At 46.2% G+C, this 21,352-nt stretch carries 15 protein-coding genes; 10 read left to right on the top strand and 5 right to left on the bottom strand.

Features of this window, described 5'->3' with window-relative positions; genetic code table 11:
- Positions 1-57 precede the first annotated feature (57 nt).
- Positions 58-204, top strand: coding sequence for a hypothetical protein (locus tag OK023_RS09600; protein ID WP_317697425.1), 147 nt, complete (start codon positions 58-60; stop codon positions 202-204).
- Positions 205-487: 283 nt separating this feature from the next.
- On the opposite strand, the gene puuR is transcribed toward OK023_RS09600, so the two are convergent.
- Positions 488-1,045, bottom strand: a complete 558-nt coding sequence (gene puuR, locus OK023_RS09595; RefSeq protein WP_317697423.1) for an HTH-type transcriptional regulator PuuR — start codon at positions 1,043-1,045, stop codon at positions 488-490.
- Positions 1,046-1,428: 383 nt separating this feature from the next.
- Between puuR and OK023_RS09590 the strand changes: the two genes are divergently transcribed.
- Together OK023_RS09590 and OK023_RS09585 are read left to right on the top strand one after the other, a co-directional pair.
- The gene (locus OK023_RS09590) at positions 1,429-2,844 is read left to right on the top strand and encodes a glutamine synthetase family protein (RefSeq protein ID WP_317697420.1); all 1,416 of its coding nucleotides are present in this window, start codon (positions 1,429-1,431) and stop codon (positions 2,842-2,844) included.
- Positions 2,845-3,389: 545 nt separating this feature from the next.
- A complete protein-coding gene (locus tag OK023_RS09585; protein ID WP_317697418.1) occupies positions 3,390-4,760 on the top strand; it encodes an APC family permease in 1,371 nt (456 codons plus the stop codon).
- A 248-nt stretch (positions 4,761-5,008) separates the two neighbouring features.
- Here the strand turns inward: OK023_RS09585 and OK023_RS09580 are convergent, their stop codons facing one another.
- From OK023_RS09580 to OK023_RS09565, 4 genes are all read right to left on the bottom strand, one after another.
- Positions 5,009-7,297: an autotransporter outer membrane beta-barrel domain-containing protein gene (locus OK023_RS09580; protein ID WP_317697415.1), complete on the bottom strand. Its 2,289-nt coding sequence runs from the start codon at positions 7,295-7,297 to the stop codon at positions 5,009-5,011.
- A gap of 234 nt (positions 7,298-7,531) precedes the next feature.
- Complete coding sequence (locus OK023_RS09575; protein WP_317697413.1) at positions 7,532-8,533, bottom strand: transporter; 1,002 nt, start codon at positions 8,531-8,533, stop codon at positions 7,532-7,534.
- 141 nt (positions 8,534-8,674) lie between these two features.
- Positions 8,675-10,036 carry a glucoamylase family protein gene (locus OK023_RS09570; protein WP_411569402.1) on the bottom strand — a complete coding sequence of 454 codons (1,362 nt, stop codon included), beginning with the start codon at positions 10,034-10,036 and terminating at the stop codon, positions 8,675-8,677.
- Positions 10,037-10,098: 62 nt separating this feature from the next.
- On the bottom strand, positions 10,099-11,514 hold the full coding sequence (locus OK023_RS09565; protein ID WP_317697412.1) for a glucoamylase family protein: 1,416 nt from the start codon (positions 11,512-11,514) through the stop codon (positions 10,099-10,101).
- Between the two features lie 317 nt (positions 11,515-11,831).
- On the opposite strand from OK023_RS09565, the gene OK023_RS09560 reads away from it, so the two are divergent.
- The 7 genes from OK023_RS09560 to OK023_RS09530 all read left to right on the top strand — a co-directional run bounded on the left by OK023_RS09560 (position 11,832) and on the right by OK023_RS09530 (position 21,320).
- Positions 11,832-12,941: a sn-glycerol-3-phosphate ABC transporter ATP-binding protein UgpC gene (locus OK023_RS09560; RefSeq protein WP_317697410.1), complete on the top strand. Its 1,110-nt coding sequence runs from the start codon at positions 11,832-11,834 to the stop codon at positions 12,939-12,941.
- A 129-nt stretch (positions 12,942-13,070) separates the two neighbouring features.
- The gene (locus OK023_RS09555; RefSeq protein WP_317697408.1) at positions 13,071-16,436 is read left to right on the top strand and encodes a cellobiose phosphorylase; all 3,366 of its coding nucleotides are present in this window, start codon (positions 13,071-13,073) and stop codon (positions 16,434-16,436) included.
- A 127-nt stretch (positions 16,437-16,563) separates the two neighbouring features.
- A complete protein-coding gene (locus OK023_RS09550) occupies positions 16,564-17,550 on the top strand; it encodes a LacI family DNA-binding transcriptional regulator (RefSeq protein ID WP_317697406.1) in 987 nt (328 codons plus the stop codon).
- A 137-nt stretch (positions 17,551-17,687) separates the two neighbouring features.
- Positions 17,688-18,932, top strand: coding sequence for an extracellular solute-binding protein (locus OK023_RS09545; RefSeq protein ID WP_317697404.1), 1,245 nt, complete (start codon positions 17,688-17,690; stop codon positions 18,930-18,932).
- A gap of 179 nt (positions 18,933-19,111) precedes the next feature.
- Positions 19,112-19,990: a sugar ABC transporter permease gene (locus tag OK023_RS09540; RefSeq protein ID WP_317697402.1), complete on the top strand. Its 879-nt coding sequence runs from the start codon at positions 19,112-19,114 to the stop codon at positions 19,988-19,990.
- 2 nt (positions 19,991-19,992) lie between these two features.
- Positions 19,993-20,811, top strand: coding sequence for a carbohydrate ABC transporter permease (locus OK023_RS09535; RefSeq protein WP_317697400.1), 819 nt, complete (start codon positions 19,993-19,995; stop codon positions 20,809-20,811).
- Entirely contained in the window at positions 20,808-21,320 is a 513-nt protein-coding gene (locus OK023_RS09530) for a hypothetical protein (protein WP_411569419.1), read from the top strand. Before OK023_RS09535 ends, OK023_RS09530 begins: the two co-directional genes overlap by 4 nt.
- The last annotated feature ends 32 nt before the right edge of the window (positions 21,321-21,352 follow it).

The raw sequence follows: 21,352 nt of genomic DNA, 5'->3' as shown, positions 1-21,352 counted from the left end.
ACCCAATAGGGTTTCTATTCCACAGGTAAAGCGTCAGGGCATTGTAAGGAATTTAATATGAATGTAAATGCAAATGATAACTCATATCATTTGCGTAACCGTTTTTTAATGGCTTGGAACTACAGAGAAAGTCAGGAAAATAAATCAGCACAACAGGTTTGTGTACTGGGGCGTTTGTCCCTTTTTGATGTAAGTGAATGTTGAGTCTGTTTTTACAACATTTCTCAACATGGCGATCTGCGACAAGACGAATCACCATCACGCCGCTGGTTTATGGTGTCAGAATAGTTCCGTTACACAAGGACAGGGCTCTTTAATTGTACGAGAGCGCTGCTGGCGATAAGACAAGACGTGAGGTTTGGTGGACAAACAACGCAGCAACGCATTGAAATGGACTAGCCTGGAGGGATGCGCCAAAAAGCCCGACGGCACAGAGGACGGGCTTTTTTACTTCTGCTTGGTTTCTTCCCCGTCAATGTGACGGGTTTCAGAAAGTGGTTGGCGTGTGGGCGCTGATAATTTTGCAAACCTGTGTTGAAGTATTGCTAAAGCTATGGGGCATACTGGTATTGATCGCATAGCTTTGGCCCGCTCTCAGCAGATAGCTTCGGCCGTTAACCGTCAACATGATTTCCCCTTCAAGCAGCGTACCTATCTCTTCACCCTGATGTTTTAGTTTCTCGCCAGTGGTTGTACCTGGCTGATAGGTTTCTAGCATCATAGCCAGGCTGCGTGTTGGACTGCCATTATGCACCAACCTCATGGAAACGCCTTGGCTACCAATCTCGATCAGATCCTCCGGCTCGATTACCACTTTGGGTTCATCGAGTGGCTCAGGTTCTGCAAAAAACTCAGACAACGATAACCCATAGACCTTTAGCAGTTTCTGCAGCGTGCTGATAGCAGGGCTCACTTTATCCTGTTCAATCGTACTGATGGTACTGTGGGTTAATCCGGACAGTTCGGCGACCCTACGCTGCGACAAACCCAACTGTTGACGGATCTGAGACAGGCGCTTGCCTGGTGCCAAGCTGACTTCGCTCATAGCGGTAGTTCCTTTTGATTGGAGTGACAGACGGCAGTAATCCCCGGAGTAGGCTATCTGCCGGGGGAGTATCAACACGGCATGATACCGTCAGTTTGAATACGATTGGAAAATATATTGCCCATAGCCAGCGCTTCGGTGCTCTAAATTCGGTGTGATAAAAATGCAAATAACGCCTTTTTGGTCAATATATTATAAATTTAGCAGTGTGTGGCGGATAAATAAACGTATTTGCAATATTTGCAAAGCGTTTATGTTAAAGCTATGTTTCATAATGTGGATGTTATTTCGAGCGCCTGATTTTGGCGCATTTTGCAGAAAAATAAACTATGTATTGAGTCGGGCAGTTAAAGCATTCCCAAGAGCACAATGGCGGGTGATGTATGCAAACCAATAGCGCAGTAGTTAAAGATTTAGCACAGCATGAAGAAAGGCGAAGTAGCGCGTTCCAACTTGAGGTGACTCACTATTTGGAACGCCATCCTGCAACACAATACATCGATATCCTTCTCACTGACCTTAATGGTTCCTTTCGCGGTAAACGTATCCCCGTCTCCGGTTTAAAAAAAATAGAAAAGGGGTGCTATTTCCCTGCTTCGGTATTCGCCATGGACATTCTTGGCAATGTTGTTGAAGAAGCTGGTCTAGGACAGGAATTAGGGGAGCCTGATCGGATCTGTATGCCTATTTCTGGCACGCTAACGCCTTCTGCAGCAGACCCAGAACACATTGGGCAGGTGTTGCTGACCATGCTGGATGAAGATGGTACGCCATTTGATGTTGAACCCCGCAACGTTCTCAACCGAATATGGCAGGCTTTACGCCAACGCGGATTATTCCCTGTGGTGGCGGTAGAGTTAGAGTTTTATCTGATCGACCGACAGCGGGATCCACAAGGTGACCTGCAACCACCTTGCGCACCGGGTACTCAAGAGCGTAGCGTGCAGAGCCAGGTTTACTCGCTGGATAATCTGAATAATTTTGTGGACGTGTTGAACGATATTGATACCTTGGCTAAGTTGCAAGGTTTACCTGCGGATGGGGTGGTGGCTGAAGCTTCTCCGGGCCAGTTCGAAGTGAATCTGAATCATACCGATAATGTGTTGCAAGCTTGCGATCATGCCTTAGGGCTGAAGCGGTTGGTACGGCAGGTTGCTGAACATCACGGCATGCATGCAACCTTTATGGCCAAGCCTTACGCTGACTATGCGGGCAGCGGAATGCATGTCCATATCAGCATGATAGACAGTGCAGGCAAGAATCTGTTTGCCGACAGTGAGGGAGAAGATTCGGCGCTGCTTAAACGGGTGCTAGCTGGAATGATCACCCTGATGCCTGCCTCAATGGCCCTGTTGGCGCCTAATGTGAATGCTTTCCGTCGGTTCCAACCCGGCATGTATGTGCCCTGTCAGGCTTCTTGGGGGTATAACAATCGTACAGTGGCACTGCGAATTCCCTGCAGCGATGCGGAAAATCACCGCGTTGAATATCGTGTTGCAGGTGCGGATGCCAACCCTTACCTGGTGGTTGCAGCGATCCTGGCAGGTATGCTGTACGGGCTAGATACGGAATTACCGTTGCCTAAACAGGTTAATGGCAATGGATTAGAACAGGAAGGATTAGCATTTCCGATCCGCCAAAGCGATGCTCTGTATGAGTTCCAGCATCAAAAAGAACTGACACATTACCTGGGCGAACGTTTCTCGTACGTTTATCACGCTTGTAAAATGGGGGAATTGATGCAGTTCGAAAGGTTGGTGACGGAGACCGAAATTGACTGGATGCTAAAAAATGCGTGAAGTCATTTCTGTCTTTGAAACAATTCGTTGAACCTGTCTTCTACCTAAACCTCGCAGGAGGAAAGACGCGTCCTGTAATCTCAGAGGTGGTGGACGGGGCTTAGCCAAAAAAATTTGCATAAGAAGGTATTCAAAGCTTGTTTTTTTGGCACGTAATGGTGCAAAATAACCGATATGAAAATAGCCGACGTTTCAACGCGTCGGTTATTTTTTTGCATTACGTTTTACACCAGTGAATTTCACACACCAAGCGAGGCCGGACATCGAGCCGGATAGATAAATAGTTTCGTTGCGATCAACCAAAACTCTATGGTCGTGACTCATGAGGATAAGAAAGATGGGGCAATTTTTCACTTTAGCACCGGTGCCCGCCGGTTTCCGCTGCGGTCGCAGCGATTATGGAGCAACTCAGGCAGCTTTGCCTCGTTATCCAGCTTCCCTCATCCCTTTTTTAGAATTTAGTCGCAAGTTGCGAAGTTTCCCCGCAACCTTAAGTCTAGGCGTGTCTACTATCCGCAAGGCTGAAGGTAAGGGGGGGCTTTGCGATGTCCGATAACATCACCACCTCCGCATCTTCTAGCCAACGCGTCCAACTGCGTAAAACGCTGACTTTAGTTCCAGTTGTCATGATGGGATTGGCCTATTTGCAGCCAATGACTATCTTTGACACTTTCGGTATCGTATCAGGCCTGACTGATGGTCATGTCGCGACTGCTTATGCTTTTGCTTTGTTGGCGATCCTGTTTACCGCTCTGAGCTATGGGAAACTGGTACGGAAATTCCCATCTGCCGGTTCTGCTTATACTTATGCCCAGAAAGCGATAAACCCACATGTCGGTTTTATGGTCGGTTGGTCATCTTTGCTGGACTATTTGTTCATGCCAATGATCAACATTCTGTTGGCAAAAATTTACCTGGAAGCCATTTTCCCTGGTGTTCCTTCGTGGATTTTTGTCTTGGCATTGGTTGCCTTGATGACGTTTTTCAACCTGCGAGGTATCAAACTGGTTGCTAACCTGAACTCCATTATTGTGGTAGTGCAGGTGGCTATCATGGTTGTTTTCCTTTGCCTGGTCGTGCATGGCATTTCAAACGGTGAAGGTGCGGGTACGCTGGTCAGCAGCCGTCCTTTCTGGTCTGAAAATGCGCATATAGTGCCGATGATAACGGGGGCGACAATCCTGTGCTTCTCGTTCCTTGGTTTTGATGGCATCAGTTCGTTATCTGAAGAAACTAAAGACGCAGAGAATGTCATTCCGAAAGCGATCTTCCTGACCGCATTAATCGGTGGCATTATCTTTATCGTGGTGTCCTATTTTGTACAGTTGTACTTCCCGGATATTTCGCGCTTTAAAGAGCCTGATGCTTCACAGCCGGAAATCATGCTGTATGTTGCTGGTAAGTTCTTCCAGTCAGTGATCTTGGTGTTCTCCTGTGTCACCGTATTGGCTTCTGGCATGGCTTCACACGCAGGCGTGTCACGCCTGATGTATGTGATGGGGCGTGATGGCGTTTTCCCTGAGCGTTTCTTCGGTTATGTACACCCGAAATGGCGCACACCGGCACTGAATGTATTGTTAGTCGGAGCGATCGCCTTGTCTGCTATCTCATTTGATTTGGTGACAGCAACAGCATTGATTAACTTTGGCGCACTGATAGCGTTTACCTTTGTTAACCTGTCAGTAATTTCGCAATTCTATATTCGCGACAAGTTGAACCGCACGGTGAAAGATACTTTCAATTATCTGATCCTGCCAGTGATGGGGGCTCTGACCGTTGGGGCGCTGTGGATCAATTTGGAATCCAGTTCGATGACGTTGGGGTTGATTTGGGCGGCGATCGGTCTGCTTTATCTGGCTTTTGTTACCCGTAGCTTCCGCTTGCCTGTACCACAGGCCAGTGAAGACGCGGTTTAACTGAATACCCACCAAAAATAGAGTAAAAGGGCGCAATGCGCCCTTTGCTACTGATAAGCCTGGTAGGAAGAAGAATAGAGTGAGCAACTTGCTCGGTACTTCCTGATAATCATGCAGACGTTTCGGCCGCTAAACTGTCTTGTCCTCTTTAATACCAGTGACTGCGGCCGAGCCATGGGCCGCAGACAACCTACACCCTTGACAAATCCAGCGGGCGCTACGCCTCCCCTTGCTCCGTGGTATTGCCCTTAGAAAGACCAAGTAATATTTGCCCAGCCGGTAAAGTCCTGACGCTCACCATTTGCCGAACCAGATACCCTGAGATCAGAAGACAAACTGTTATTGCTTACCAATGACATACCGAGATCAAACGTACCTTGTGTCGTTTTATCTTTGGTACTCACCCCCACAACCGGTGAATTGACAACCTGTTGGTCAATAACAATCTCGTTACCATAAAGCATTTGTTGCAACCCAATGCTCACAAATGGCTTCAGCAATGTATCCTGGGTGATGGGATAACGGCCATCAAGGCGTAATCCAACGTGGCCAGCCACAGCGTTATCACTGTAGCGGCTATAATGCGTATCCAGCAGGTCATAATCACTGTTATTCGATGAAATAATATAGCCATCACGTTGCTGCCAGATATGCGTCAGACCTGCCATCGGTGTTACCGTATAATTACGATTCAGTTGCCAACTCTGGCCGATGGAGACATCACTGTACACGCCGTTACTGTCATAACTGCCGCTCTGGCTGCCGACACCGTAATAGGTATTGCTGTCATGATAATCTGTTTTACTGTGGAACCAGGAGCTCGTCGCCGCGATAAACAGATCTTTAGAAAGATGTTTTCCTCCCTGAAACCCCAGTATCAATGTGTTTACGTCTTCCTTTCGCCCTGCGGAGGCACCATTAAAGTTGGTGCTGGCACTTTCATAACCACCATGCCACCCCAACTGCCAATCGTTTAGCTGATAATCCTGGCCCATCATGATGCCAGCACGTTGACCGGTGTAACCCGCCGTGTCCTGATTACGGCGATACTCTCCGGCATAAGGATTAATAAACAGGCAGTTATCTGCTTCCGACAGGGTTTGATTACAACCGGTATTGTCCACCATTTGCCCATACAACCGAGAAGAGATAATAGTAGACGCCTGCTCCATGGTAGAACGCTGAGCCAATGCGGATATTCCCGCATGGGAAACCTCCGGCGCATAGACCAGCGCTGCCGTACCCAGGCTACCTCCGCTACTTGAACTGATGTAATTGACTTTGAAATCTGGCGAAATGCTGCGCATGGAAGCAATAGTTCCTCCTACTAACGCAGGGGTATTCTGTGTGGTATCGTACGCCAGTGACGCCAGATTGTAGGCTTTACCATAAGCGAAGCCCTCGCTGAAGGTTCCTGCCATGAATACCAGGTCGGCACCTTGGTCGTTATTCCCGAGTGTGATTGTCCCTCCATGACTGACCGCCCAAGGTATGCTACCGTCCAGCGTGAGGACATATTGCGTGATATTGACCATCGAGCCATTTGCCATCACTTCATAGGATTGCCGCTGAGCACCACCAGAGGCGGATGTAAGGATTTTTCCGCTAGAATTTAGCGTTGCGCTGCCATTCACGACATTAACTCCATAGGCGGCGGCAATCCCACTGGTGCTGTTGCCGACAGCATTAATCAGCAGTGTCCCGCTATTATTGATGGTGACACCTTCTGCTTCGGTATGGATACCGCTGGCGGTGGCATTACTGCCGGTGGCGGACACCGTTAACAAACCATTGTTGCTCATTAAATAGGTCGGGTTATTCTGATTCCCTGGCTCGGGTTCGACGCTAGGGTTGGCAGAAATGGTATACAAGCCAGTGGCGGCCGCATTGCCTCCGGCTGATTGTGCAGTAACCAGCAAATTGCCGTTATTGATGAGACCGTTGCCAGCATTAGAGTAAATGCCAAAAGCATCAGCCCCTTGGCTCGCCGCTGCATTAACCTGCATACTGCCATCGTTGCGTAGCATCATGTGATCGCCATAGTGATCGCTGGCACTGTCAGAGAAAGCCAAACCAGAATTAATACCATAAGCTGCTGCACCGGCTGATAGGCTGTCAGCGTTAGCATTGACGTTGCCACTGTTGATCACCGTAGACCAATAGGCATCGGTTGGCTGTAATCCGCTGGCAGTTGCTTGCCCATCCAGAGCATTGGCCCTGATGGTGATCCTGCCCGCAGCCTGATTAGCAAAAGTACCCGAGGTAATGAGTACTCCACTGGCTTGTGCATCGCCCTGAGTGGGGGCAACCGTGAGTGACAATGCGCCTGAATTGGTTGCATCCACCGGTTTGCCTTCGGCGCTGGCCATTAGGTCCGACAGCTGAAATTGATTGATCCCAGTGGCTGTGGCCACCGTATGATTACCGTTATTATTCGGCTGCTGAGCGAAGTGGAATGTTTCATCGGCATAGTTATTGCCGCTAGCTAATAATGCCATAGTCATGGCAGATAATCGCCATGTTATAAGGTTGCTCATAGTAGTCCTTAATCCTCTATATACGAAATTTTGCAATATTCTGGAATTTTTATATTTTCAATAAAAATACGATACCTTAAATAATTCGAGTTGCAGGAAGGCAACAAACGGGTCATAGACCTATTTGAATAGCACTTACACTGGCTACGCGGTGAGGCTCATAGTCCCCAACTGTTTGATAGAGGTTAATTTAACCTGCCAGTACACATGCAACTTGACGTTTAATGGGGATATTTAGAAATTAAAAATAAAGCCAACTTTGCCGAATGTGTCTTTTTTATTCCCCCAAGACCATTCATTGCCTTGATGTTGCTTTTGATCTTTATATTTTAAGTCTGCCATCAATGACAGGCTTTTATTAAAGGGTATTTCGGTATACAAAGCATAATTATTGTAGTTATAGCCGCTGCCATCATTGGTACGAATGCCACCATGTTCCAAGCGCAGCTCTAAATACGTATCATTAGCAAAGCGAAACTGTACCAAAGGCCGAATTGCCGTTTCCCGCCATCTGAAATCATTATCCTCTGCGTGATAATAAGCTTTAAAACCGACATTAAAGTTATTTGTGACGCGGTATAAATACAAAGGCTCAGTTTCGATATAAGCACCACGATCGGTACGCTCTATCCACCCAAACTCAGTATCAAGGTGCAGAAAGTTACGGCCAAAACCCAGGTTGATTTCCGGGCGAATATGGTACATCAATTTTTCGGGTACATCCTTAGCCTCTGTGGTACGTTCATAGCCGAGTTCAGCCCCATAGCTTAGGTTTTCATTTACCCAGTTAAGATATTTTGGCAGCAGTTCCAGATGTGAAAAGGTATCACGACGTACTTTGTCTGAGCCTACATATCGATTTTTTTCTAAACCATCATAAATCGAGGAACTACGTAATACATAACCCATGTTGAAGCTATCGGTAATTTTGGTCGTTCCATCTGCAATAACAAAGCTGCGATACAGCTGACCAGGATGATTAGAGAATTTTATATTCTCATATTCGTAACCACTAAAAAGACGCGTTCTTTTAGGTGCTGTGTTTTGCCGTATTGGGTCATCATCAACAAAAATAATGTCTCCGAAATTTCTTGATACACCAAATAAATCTAGGTTGGAATTCCTAATCGTCACTGTATCACCGCGGCTAGGGGCTGATAGTGTTTCAGTGGTATCAGCCGCCAATAATAAACCACTGTGCGACACGATCAATGCTGACAATAAAAGTCTCTTCATGTTTATAAGCTCACGCTGCTATTACAAAAAGTTGTTATACCCATCATGCGACTAGAATTATTTAGGGCGCATGCCAAAAAATAATTAGAACCTCAGCCGACAGGGTTTTATCTCGTAGTCATTTGGGTATAGATAAATTACCTAGTGTATGACCGTATTAGGCACGTAGGAGTGATACATCTGTTGTAATAGCGGCATATAGCCTTTCCTTTGCAGATATTTATCAACATCGGCATTAATATCCTTAGCCATAAAAGCAGCGACAAACATTCCTACATCCAGGGAGAGGATGTTTTTTGTCATATTTCCGTTGCGATCTATAGCGTCATACCAGCCATAAGGGGACTGAATCTGTGGGTTATCCTCTTTGAGCTTAATTAGTGCGCTCAGCGCTGCCGCAGGATCAACAATATAAGACAGCGCGGTTGCATAAGGCGTGCCGGTAAAATCCTCTTGAATATAGCCATCTAAACGAACTTTATTTTCAGACAGTTCAGGCACCCCGTAAGGATAATAACTATCATCCACGGTTGCAGACGAAGAGATCATCGGAATGCTATAGGTGGCAGCATAGATTGCTTGCATTACCGTGTGATCTTCTACCATCTGATAGTCTGGCATCAGCTTACGTTCATCCAGCCAGATTTGTGGCAGCATCATCTGAAAATAGGCGCCATCCCAGGTCAGTAATGGAGTATAGGTTTTGCCGTTGATGACATACTCTTTGGTATAAAGCTCCATGTTATTGAATGCAGTGATGGGTACTGCTTGATCGCCCATATCCTGTGTGACCAGAACAGCCCAGGCAGCGGATAACCTGCTTTCGTTGGCTTTGCGATCGATTGAGTAGCTCAGTAACGCATTCTCTTTTGTTGACCAGGCACCAGAAAGCAAACCCGTCTCTACATTGTAGAGTGCAGCCCAGCCCTCTTTCTGCGCATCCAGCAGTGTTTCAATACGTTGCACAATCTCCTTCTTATCGGCATCATCGGCATCCATAAATGCGCCAGCCACGCCGGCCAGTGCAAAAGCGAGGTTACCGTTATCCACTGAAGGTACTAACCCTTCTGTAGGGATCGTCAACGCACCTTCATTAATAAAATAGGGCCAGTAAAACAAGCCATTCCACTTGGGGGCCTGTTCCAACGTTGTCAGGGTTTCTTTAATTCGCAACAGGGCTTTGCGATCCCCTGTCTTGGTCGCTTCGGTTAAGATACTCAAATATAGGCCGATTTCTGTGGTATTGGTTTCATACTTTTTTACGATCTCATCGCCCTCTACCTGGATCGTGTCGTACGGCACCTTGGCTTTTTCATCGACACCGACCCCATCAATGAAAAAATTGAGATTGTTTTGTAACTCATCAGCAAAGCCCGTTGGGTAGAATTGTGCAGGGACGTTGAGCTGTGTGATGACCATATCCTGTGCCGTTGTGCTGGCAGGGGCTTGGGTTGATTGATCACAGCCGCAAAGCAAAAGTGTCGCTAGCAATAGTCTCTTCATATCTGTCGTCCTTTTTTCATCAGTTGCTATACCTGTCCTTTTCAACATTGAGGGAATGGGTGTTACAGCCTATCGCTCTCGGTACGCAGCATACCGTCCAGTTGTTTATAATTGTTCGGGGTGTAAGATTGATACATCTCTTGCAGCAGTGAGGTATAGCCTTTGCTTTGTAGATAGGTGTCTACATCAGCATTAATCTCTTTGGCAAGAAAAGCCCCAACAAACATGCCGGTGTCCAGAGAAAGAATATTTTTTGTCATCCGGCCACTGCTATCGACAGCGTCATACCAGCCGTAAGGGGATTCAATATGTGGATAGATTGCTTTCAGTTTTTTTAACGCACTGACAGCATCTACAGGGTCAACAATATAAGAGAGTGCTATTGCATGAGGTGTACCTGTCACACTCTCGTCAACTTTATTATTGAAGCGAACTTTACTCTCTGAAAGATGTGGTACGCCGAAAGCGTTATAGCCGTCATCCACGGTGGCAGAAGAGGAGACCATTGGAATACCATTCTTGGTGGCATAAACTTTTTGAATAAAAGTATGGTCTTTTACTATGCCGTAATCCGGCACCAGCTTGCGTTCGTTCAACCAAATCTGCGGTAACATAAGCTGAAAATAGGCCCCGTCCCACGTCAGTATCGGATTGTAGCTTTGATCTTTTACTTTGTAGTGTTGAGTATAGAGCTCCATTTTATGGAAAGCCTCTATCGGAACTGACTTTGCCCCCATATCCTGTGTCACCAGAATAGCCCAAGCAACGGCAAGCCGACTTTCGTTGGCTTTGCGGTCGATATAATAGCCCAGTGGGGCATCATTCTTCGTTGACCACCCGGAAGAGAGCAACCCTTTCATCTCATCATACAGCGCAGCCCATCCTGGCTTTTGTCCATCGAGCAGCACCTGAATACGCTGCACAATCTCTTGCTTATCGGTGTTATTCGTATTCATAAATGCGCCAGCGACTCCAGCCAACGCAAAAGCGAGATTCCCATTATCTACTGCAGGAACAATCTCATCTTTATTGATCAATAATTTGTCACCACGAATATCATAAGGCCAATAAAATAACCCTTTCCACTTAGGGGCCTGTTCCAATGTAGAAAGAGTTTCTTTAATTCTCAGCAACGCATTATGATCACCGGCCTTAGCTGCCTCGGTTAATATATTAAGATATAAACCGATTTCTGTCGTATTGGTATAATACCCTTTTACGATTTTATCGCCTTCAATACGGATATTATCGTAAGGCACTTTGGTTTTTTCATCGACGCCAACCCCGTCACGGAAAAAATCGAGATTGTTTTGTAACTCGCTTTTAAATTCCTTTGGGTAGAGGTTTTCTGCGACGGTTAATTGCGTGATAACCACATTTTTAGTGGGTATTTTGTCACTTGACAGCGGCAGACTTAAGACACTGCAACTGAATGTCATCAGCATAGCGTAAAATAAAAATTTTATTTTATTATTCATGCAAATATCCTTTTTGATTCTGGCTAGAGGTAGATTACATATCTAATAGAAACGTTTCTATTATTCTGAGGGTTTTCATCATGGGTCAATAGCTTCATCAAGCATTTATTTAAAATGTGACCCAGGTGACGCTTTTGATTACAAATGGATACAAAAAGATAGGAAAAATATTTTTATCTTTTAAATCAATTAGTTGTGTTTTGAATTCATAAAATGTGATGATTATCTCATAAATAATCACAATGGAAATTCCCTGTTGACAGTGAAGTAGATCAAATCATAGTTTAGTGAAACGTTTCTATTGAAGGGGGTTCGTCATGGCCAGTGTGAAACTGCGTGACGTCAATAAGATCTACCCGAATGGCTTGCATGCATTACACGATATCAACCTGGATATTGAAGAGGGCGAGTTTATGGTGGTAGTCGGTCCGTCTGGTTGCGCAAAATCGACCATGCTACGCATGATTGCTGGTTTGGAGAATATATCCAGCGGTGAACTGACCATTGCCGATAAAATATGTAACGATGTTCAGCCGAAAGATCGTGGTATTGCAATGGTATTTCAAAACTATGCTCTCTATCCCCACATGACCGTGTATGAAAATATGGCATTTGGGTTGAAAGTCGCTAAGAAAACTAAAGCAGAAATTGCGTTGAGAGTGCATGAGGCGGCTGAATTGCTGGAGATCACAGAACTGCTGCAACGTAAACCTAAAGAGATGTCTGGTGGGCAGTGTCAGCGGGTTGCGCTGGGGCGTGCCATGGTTAGAAAACCGGCGGTGTTTTTATTCGATGAACCGCTTTCTAACCTAGATGCCAAGCTGCGCGTTTCCATGCGCCTACGCATCAGCAAACTGCATCAGCAACTGCGTGAAGCCGGTAAACCAGCCACGATGATCTATGTCACTCACGATCAGGTAGAAGCCATGACGATGGGTGAGCGAGTCTGTATTCTGCGCAAAGGGGAGATCATGCAGGTGGATCGCCCGTTAAATGTCTATCACCACCCCCGCAATAAATTTGTCGCTGAATTTATCGGTTCACCAGCAATGAATCTGTTTACTGCCCGCGTTGAGCGTTTCGGTGATCAAATCGTGCTCCGTTGTGGTGAACATATTTTTTCACTGCCGGAGGATAAAAGTACCAAGGCTCAGCATTATTTAGGGCAGGAGATTTATTTTGGTATCAGGCCAGAGGATATAAACATCAACGCTAAAAACACCATCAATAGTTTATCATCAAAAATAACCAGAGTTGATGCTATGGGGGCTGATGAGTATATCCATTTCACTATGGCAGGGCAGCAAGTGATTTGCAAACAGCCAAATCCCGAGGGGGAAACCAATATTAATAGTAACTACCAATTTTATTTTAATATGGACAAGTGCCACCTATTTGATAGAGAAACAGAAAAAAACATTCTCTAGAATTTACTCTAAATAATGCAAGTTGTAGCGGTTCATCAGGGGCAAGGCACACGAACGGCATTGACCATGCAGCCAGTTCATACACAACTTTAAGTTTGACGAGTATTACTCATTTTCAGAGTGCATAACATGATAACTACATCAGTAACCGATATTGTATACAGCGCTCAGAGTGGTCTGCTGCGATTTAATTTCATGCAGGGTAATATGCTGAAAAATATGCTGGCAGACAGCATCATGATCAACCTGTTTGAAACCCCCAGACAGGATGCGGCCATTGCTAATATCTATCTGCGCGAGTGGGATAACAATGGCATTGTACAGGTTACTCCGTTGCTGTTTCACAATGAGGGGATAAAAACATATAAAAATGCCCAAGGTGAGGTTATTTGGCAAACCACCTCTCCGCGTTTTGTGGCCACGGCTATGCTTTCCTTTGCTACCGGGCAAGGAAACACCTATTACTACAGTGTGCAGGTAGAGAATAAAAGCTGTGATGCCTTACGCTACGATCTGATCTACGGTCAAGATCTCTCGTTATGCGATCTCTCTGCCACCAAAACCAATGAATCTTACTGTAGCCAGTATCTGGACCATAAGGTATTTAACCTTGAAGAGTACGGCTATATCCTCTCATCAAGGCAAAACCTGCCGCAAAGTTGTGGTAACCCCTTGCTGCAATTGGGGAGTTTTTCGCCGGTGATCGGTTTTTCTACCGATGGGTATCAGTTTTTCGCCAAACAATACAAGTTCACTCACCAACCCACCATTATCAACACACCACGGCTGGAAAATAAAAACTATCAGTACGAAATGGCCTATGTTGCACTTCAGCTACAGCCAGTGACGCTCTCCAGCGGTGAGCAAGCCAGTCAGGTATTTTACGGCAGTTATCTCAGCCATCAACCGGGTGCCAATCTTGAACAGCCATTGGATATTGCGCAGATCCGCGCGACTTACCGGCCACCGGAGACGTTACCGACCACCGAGGCGGAAGCACCGGTTGAGTTAGGATATGCCCAGCGTCCTCTGTCAGGTGAAACCTTGCGGTCGGATGAGATTGAACACCTGTTTGCGGGTGAGAAACGCGTCATTGAAGAATCTGACGGTCAATTACTGTCATTTTTCTATCAGGATGCCAATTACGTCACTCTGGCAGCAAAAGAGCATTATCTGGAGCGAGCAACCGGGCACATTATTTCTTCCGGTAATAATCTTGATTTCAATAACCCGATTATGAACTCCACCCATTTTATCTATGGCGTGTTTAACTCACATTTGACGTTGGGTAATACGACACTCAACAAACTGTTGGGGATTAATCGTAATCTGCTCAATCTGTTTAAAAGCAGCGGACAGCGAATTCTAGTACAGATAGAGGGTGAATACCGCCTGCTGGCCATGCCTTCTGCATATGAAGTTGGCACTAATTTTTCACGCTGGGTATATAAACTCGCGGGGGGGCTGATCCTGATACGTGCCTTTGCCAGCCAGAGCCAGCCAGTGATCCAACTGGATATAGAAATCTCTGGTTTCGCGCGGCCACTGAACGTTATCGTCAGTCACCAACTGGTTATGGGGGATCTGGAAGAGGCGTCGCTGATCGAGATCGAGCAGCAGGACAACCTGTTGCTGATCAGTCGACAGCATGATGACACCGGCCCCCAATTCAGCATGATTGCCAGCACGGCTTTCACCGGTGTCGAGAAGCGGGTTGATAGTGACAGCCAGAGTCCCCTGTATTTGCTGCTAAAAGGCCAGATCGAGCGGCAGGCCAGTATCGCGTTTGGTGGTGTGTTAAAGGGTGTAGACAGTCGCGGTTCATGGCTGGATTTTCACCATGAGAGACAGCAGTATCATGCCCAGTTCAGGGACCTGATGAATGACTTCTCGATACACTTCTCCGCCGCACCTCAACAGGCAGTGAAACTCAATCATGCGATGCATTGGTTTACTCACAATGCGTTAGTCCACTACAGTTCTCCCCACGGCTTGGAGCAAGCTGCAGGAGCTGCCTGGGGCACTCGTGATGTTACCCAAGGGCCGCTTGAATTCTTTATGGCAATGGGCCGCTATCAGCAGGTGGAAGCGATCCTGTGCCAGACCTATCGTCATCAGTATCTGGAAACCGGCACCTGGCCACAGTGGTTTATGTTTGATGAGTACGGGCAAAAACAGCAGCAGGAATCACACGGTGATGTCGTGGTCTGGCCGTTGAAGGCACTGGCGGATTATCTGCAGGCAACGGGCCACCTTGCTCTGCTGGATACCCCATTGCCCTATACCAGCATAGAGCATGGTTTTGCTTTCACACAGCAGCAGGAAACATTGCTGCAGCACGTTCAACGCCAGATAGACCATATCGTTGAACATCTGGTACCAGGGACTTTTCTCTCCAGTTACGGTGATGGTGACTGGGATGACACCTTACAACCGGCCAATCAGTCGCTGCGGAAAAATATGGTTAGTGGCTGGACTATCCCGCTGACCCTGCAGGCATTGAAAACCATGATGCAGGCTTTGCAGGGCCATGCAAAATTTGCCGACATTATCGCTCGCATGTCCCAACTTGCGGCCAGCATGCAGGCGGACTATCACAAATATCTGATTAAAGATGGCGTTATCAGTGGGTTTATTCACTTCAATCAGGGCGAAGCTGAATACTTGCTGCATCCTGTGGATCAGACAACCCAAATCAAGTATCGCTTGCTCCCTGCGAAACGTTCGATTATTTCAGAGTCGTTCGATAAAGAGATGGCCGAGCAACACATGAAAATCATTCTGGAGAATCTGATGTTCCCGGATGGTGTGCGGCTGATGGATAAGATGGCGGAGTATAAAGCGGGTCGCCAGACCTATTTCAAACGCGCTGAGTTATCCGCCAATCTGGGGCGTGAAATCGGTTTGCAATATTGTCACGCGCATATCCGCTTTCTTGAAGCACTCTGCAAAATGGGGATGGCGCAAGAATTGTACGACAATCTGTTTAAAACCGTACCGGTCGGTATTCAAGAATGTGTGCCTAATGCGGAACCACGCCAGGCAAACTGCTATTTCTCCAGCTCCGATGCAAAATTTGATGATCGCTATCAGGCCTACAGCGACTTCCAACAATTGAAAACCGGTGATGTCGCAGTAAAATCGGGCTGGCGCATCTACTCGAGCGGCCCTGGGATCTACATCAACCAGATTATCTCTAGCCTGTTAGGGCTGCGCTATCAATGTGGCGACCTGTTGTTGGATCCGGTTATCAGCCGCCAGTTTGGTGATGTCACTGTTCAGTATCAAGTCTACCAACGTCCGATAACGCTGCGTATCCACCCGCTCCAGGGGGAGTTTACACCGAAGCGGGTGTTACTCAACGGCCAACCGCTGGCATTTAGCCTGCAGGCTAACCCTTACCGCAGTGGTGCGGCGTTGATTCGTCGCCAAGACATTGAAGCAGGAATGATGAAAGAAAATTCATCTGATAATCAGTTGGTTATTTACCTGTAGTGAAGTAATTGTAGAGCGGCATACTGTGCCGCATACAGCCAGAATGGTTCAGACTATATACCCGTCATACTCAAGTGGCAGGGGGACGGGTATAGTAGGGTTCTTTTTTGTCATTAGAGAGTGAGTTGTGAAAGTAACCATAAAAGATGTTGCTAAAAGGGCCAACGTTGCAATCTCTACGGTTTCCTACGCCATCAATGGCAGTTCGAAGATCACAGAGAAGACCCGGCAACGCGTGTTAAAAATTGCGCAGGAGATGAACTACACCTCCAACAATAATGCGAAAATGTTAAAAGCCAAACGCAGCGGTGCTATTGGCCTGTTTTTCAACTCTTGGTCTGGGCCGATCTATAGTGAACTGATACGTGGCATTGAGCAAACGGTGCACAGTGAACACTACGATCTGGTGGCTTGTAGTTTGTACGGTGGTGAGCATTCCACCGCGCATAAGTATCTTAGAGATCGCTCTGTGGATGGCGCGATTGTGCTCACCAGCTCTTTTGATAATAGCTTTTTGCACTCTATCGCTGCTGAAGATCTGCCGATAGTGGTGCTGGATCGTGAGTTGGAAAACCCGCATATCTACAATGTATTAATTGATAATTTTGGCGGTGCATTTAAGGCTGTGAATGCATTATTGGCTAAAGGTTGCCGGGATATCTGTTTCTTCAGTGGCCCTGCCCAGTCTTACGACAATCAGAAACGGTTGGAGGGCTTTATCGCTGCGCTGGGCTACCATAATCTGCAGCCCAAGCAGGACTATATTATTCATTCTGATTTTACCGAAGCAGATGCCTATTTAAAAATGAAAGCGTTAATTGCTGAGGGTCGAGTGCCATCGGCTATTTTTTCCGCTAATGATGAAATGGCCATTGGTATTTTACGCGCAGCAAAAGAGCATCATATCCAGGTTCCGGATGATATAAAAATAGTGGGCTTTGATAATATTTACGCATCCAGTGTATTAACACCATCACTGACAACGGTTGATCATCATAAATATGAAATGGGTATGATTTCCGCCACCACGCTACTCAAAGCAATAAGGAAAGAGGCGGATATTGATGCGATTACTCTGCTACCAACACAGTTAATTGAGAGAGAGACATTATAGCGACTGAGTCGTTATTAAAAAATACCGTAGCGAAATGTAGTAATGATTAAACTTAGCGGTGATTAAATGGTTCCTGTGATCCTGAATTAATCATGGCTATTCCTTCATATATTGATATTTTTAGGGTAATGATCGTAATGAAAATACTCTATGCTATTGCTATCGCAATAATCTCTCTGCCCCTAATGGCGGAAGAAAGGCTGGAAATAATGGTGCCGAGTGGCAACTATGTTTCATTCATGCGTAATACCGTCGTACCTGAATTTAAAAAATTACATCCCGATGTAAATGTCACGGTTTCTAACGATGAACGGTTGGATACTCGTATGGCTGCGGGAGATAATCCCAATGTCTATATTGGGGTTTTTGGTTATCAGCCAGCAAAGTTGGCTAAACTCGGTAAGCTGGCATTTCTGGATAAATTCCCCGGTTTTGCATCACTGACTGAACGTATTGAACCTCACTTTTTACGCGAAAATTTTGGCCGCACCTATTACATTCCCTGGAATGCCACAACACAAATGATGATATATAACAAAGCATTATTTGTTGAAGCGGGTTTGGATCCTCAACATCCTCCGGAAACCTGGGACGAGTTTTTACTTGCGGCAGAAAAGATCTCCGCGCTACCTGCGCGTAAAGATGGCAGTAAAGTCTATGGCACCGTTTTCTGGAATGACGTGCTGTCATCAGGTAGTTGGTATTGGAATATGCTTGCGCCACTCTACTACAACACCAATCATGGGAAGTATCAGTTACTGAACCGCTACGGTACAGGCATTGTTTTCGATCATCCCGCCGCCAGTATGGCGACGTTTATGCAAACGATGCAGCAGGCGCAACGCTTTGCTCCATTGACCATGGAGACCAGCTTTTTCTCACGCCATATCGGCATCTGGTTACAGTTCGGTTTTGGTTGGAAGTCCACACTCACCTCTGCGGCAGATCACCCAATGGTCATTGGCCAAGACGTGGCTGTGGCACCTATTCCTGTGCAAACCAAAGGTGATACCCACTACTCGTTGCTGGATGGACGGGCGATCATGATCTTCAAGGAGACACCCGAGAAAGAGCTGCTCAGTTGGGATCTGCTGATGCTTCTGATGCGCGACGATATCAATCTACAAGCCAATATTGCGTTGGGGCAATTGCCTACGCTGAAAGCGCTGCAACAAGACGCTTATTTTCAGTCTGATGAGGCAAAACCCTTTGTACAGCAGTTACAACACACCCTCATGAGCGAACCTTCGGCCCTTTCAGCAGACGTGGCAAATATTATCCTGGCCAACTATAGCCGTGTGGTACTGAAAGGTGAGATATCGCCAGAGCAGGCCGTGGCCGAATCGGCAAAGGCGGCCAAAAAATTACTGAACGAGCACTAAAAATCTATACCCAAAATAATTCGAGTTGGTTGTAGGCGGTGAAAGAATGAACCCCTGGGCTCATAGCCTACTCTGTGGCCAGGGTGAACGAGTACAGCCAATAGCCAAGCAACTTGAAGTATGAATGGCATATACCCAAGTCACTTTAGGATGTAGGCAGGGATCTCTAAGGAGCTACAATGAAAAATAACAATCTCATGATAGGGTATCTATTCTTAGCGCCCTGGATTATCTATTTCTTGATTTTTATTCTTTATCCTTTTGCACTCTCTTTTCAGAACAGCTTTTTAGACATTAATATATTGAGCTTGGAGAGTACGAAGTTTGTTGGGTTGAACAACTGGATCGCTGTTGCTACAGATATCCTATTCTGGCGTTCGCTATTCAATGTGCTTTTTAACCAGGTTATTTTTATTTTTCTTAGCTTTGTGCTGGCTATAGGCTTAGCCTTGCTATTACATGAAATCACCCATTTTGGCGGCCTGTTTAGAACCATCATGTTTATCCCAGTGATCACCTCAATTACTGTAGCGATGGTTATTTTTAACTTTCTTTCCAGCCCGACCGGGCCGATACAGAGTTTATTGCTAGAGTGGGGTTGGCTTAAAGGACCTATTTTCTGGAAGTTTGATCAATGGTTACCGATGCCGCTAATTGCCTTATTCAGCACTTGGAAATGGTTTGGTATTCAGATGATCATTTTTCTTGGCGGCATCGCGGGGATTAACCCATCACTGTATGAAGCTGCAAGTATTGATGGCGCAAGCTGGTGGAGAAAAACCTGGAGTATTACCCTGCCTTTGCTGAAACCACAGATTATTTTTGTGATGACCATGAATATTATTAATGGGATGCAGATGTTTGTTGAGGTCTTAATGAATTTCGATCTGTATGGTGGCCCTTATAACTCCGCGTTAACACCCGTGCTCTATCTGTATAAAACCGGTTTCTCTGATATGAGAATGGGTGCGGCCTCGACTATCGGCCTGCTGCTGGCAGCGGTGATCTATCTCTTTACGGTAGTGCAGTTGAAACTCACTCAGGAAAAGGATGCGTGATAATGCGTATTAGTCTAAAGGGTCTATTTATCTACAGCTTGCTGATTGCGGGCAGTTTAGTGGTGTTATACCCGTTTTTCTTCATGGTGATGAATTCATTTAAAACGGGAACCGAGATTATTAACAACCCTAACTCGTTGCCAACACATTTTTCGTTTAACGGATATATTCAGGCATTTCTCAGTTTGAATCTGGGACGAATTTTTCTGAATACTCTGTTTATTTCCATTACAGTGACGGTCACGAATACCCTGTTTTCATCAATGGTTGCCTACGCCATCGTGAAAATGAACCTCCCAGCCCGGGAGTTCTGGCTCAAACTGATCCTAACTTCCATGATGGTGCCTGCCGTGTTATTCACCATACCTACGTATATGATGCTGTACTCCTGGGGGTGGGTGAATACTTTCCAGGCATTAATCGTCCCCGGCACTATCAGTGCCTATAACATCTTCCTGTTGGTGCAGTTTTTAAAACAGGTAGATAACGCCTATATCGAAGCCGCCAGAATTGATGGTGCCGGTGAGTTCACCATCTTCTTCAAGATAGTTCTCCCGATGATCAGACCCGCGTTAGCCACCGTGTCTATTTTAACCTTTATGGCGACCTGGAATGATTTTATGGGGCCATTACTATATGTCCGCGATGACTCGCTGATGACCCTGCAACTGGCGTTATTTAAATTCGTCAACGATATTCCCACTGAAAACCTTGAGCAACTTTGGGCGATGACGACCATGATCGCCATACCTGTGGTGCTGGTTTTCTTTTTCTTACAGCGCAATTTTATTCGAGCATTCACAGGGATTGGAGTGAAATAATGAAGGTAAAAACCGGTTTAGCTGCCTTGTTACTGATTATTCTCCTGGCCTATTGCAGCGCATGGCTTATGGTCTATCAACAGTCCAAACGCTATTTTGACTTTGCAGAACAGCAATATGCCGCAGGCAACTACATTCTGGCATTGAAGGGCTTAAATAAGATCGAGCTTTATAGCCAGGATGCGTACTCCGGCGGCTATCAGCAGGTTATTGATGGCTGGCGCATGGGGTTGCTGGTCTATCGCCCTGATTTCTATTATCAGGCATTGGCGCGCAGTACGGATCTGCTGTCTTATGCCAGCAATCAGGAGTTGAAAGAATTTATCCGTACTTACACTGAGATAGATACCCGCTTTATTGCCGAAGCCGCAACCTGCTTACTGGCTCGCTATCAGCAGCAAGATCTCTCTGGGCAGCAAGCAATGGAAGCTTTTCTCAATGAAGCATTCCCTGCCTATCAGTGGCGTTCTGCGCCAGAATTCACCACTGGCTGCTTGCCTCGGCGGTAACGCACGCTGGGCATTGTCCCTGACTTTTGGTT

Origin of the sequence: Serratia sp. UGAL515B_01 (genome assembly GCF_033095805.1) — a bacterium.
Lineage (GTDB): Bacteria > Pseudomonadota > Gammaproteobacteria > Enterobacterales > Enterobacteriaceae > Chania.
The sequence above is the reverse complement of the archived record's forward strand: the minus strand, read 5'-3'. Positions and strand labels throughout refer to the sequence as shown.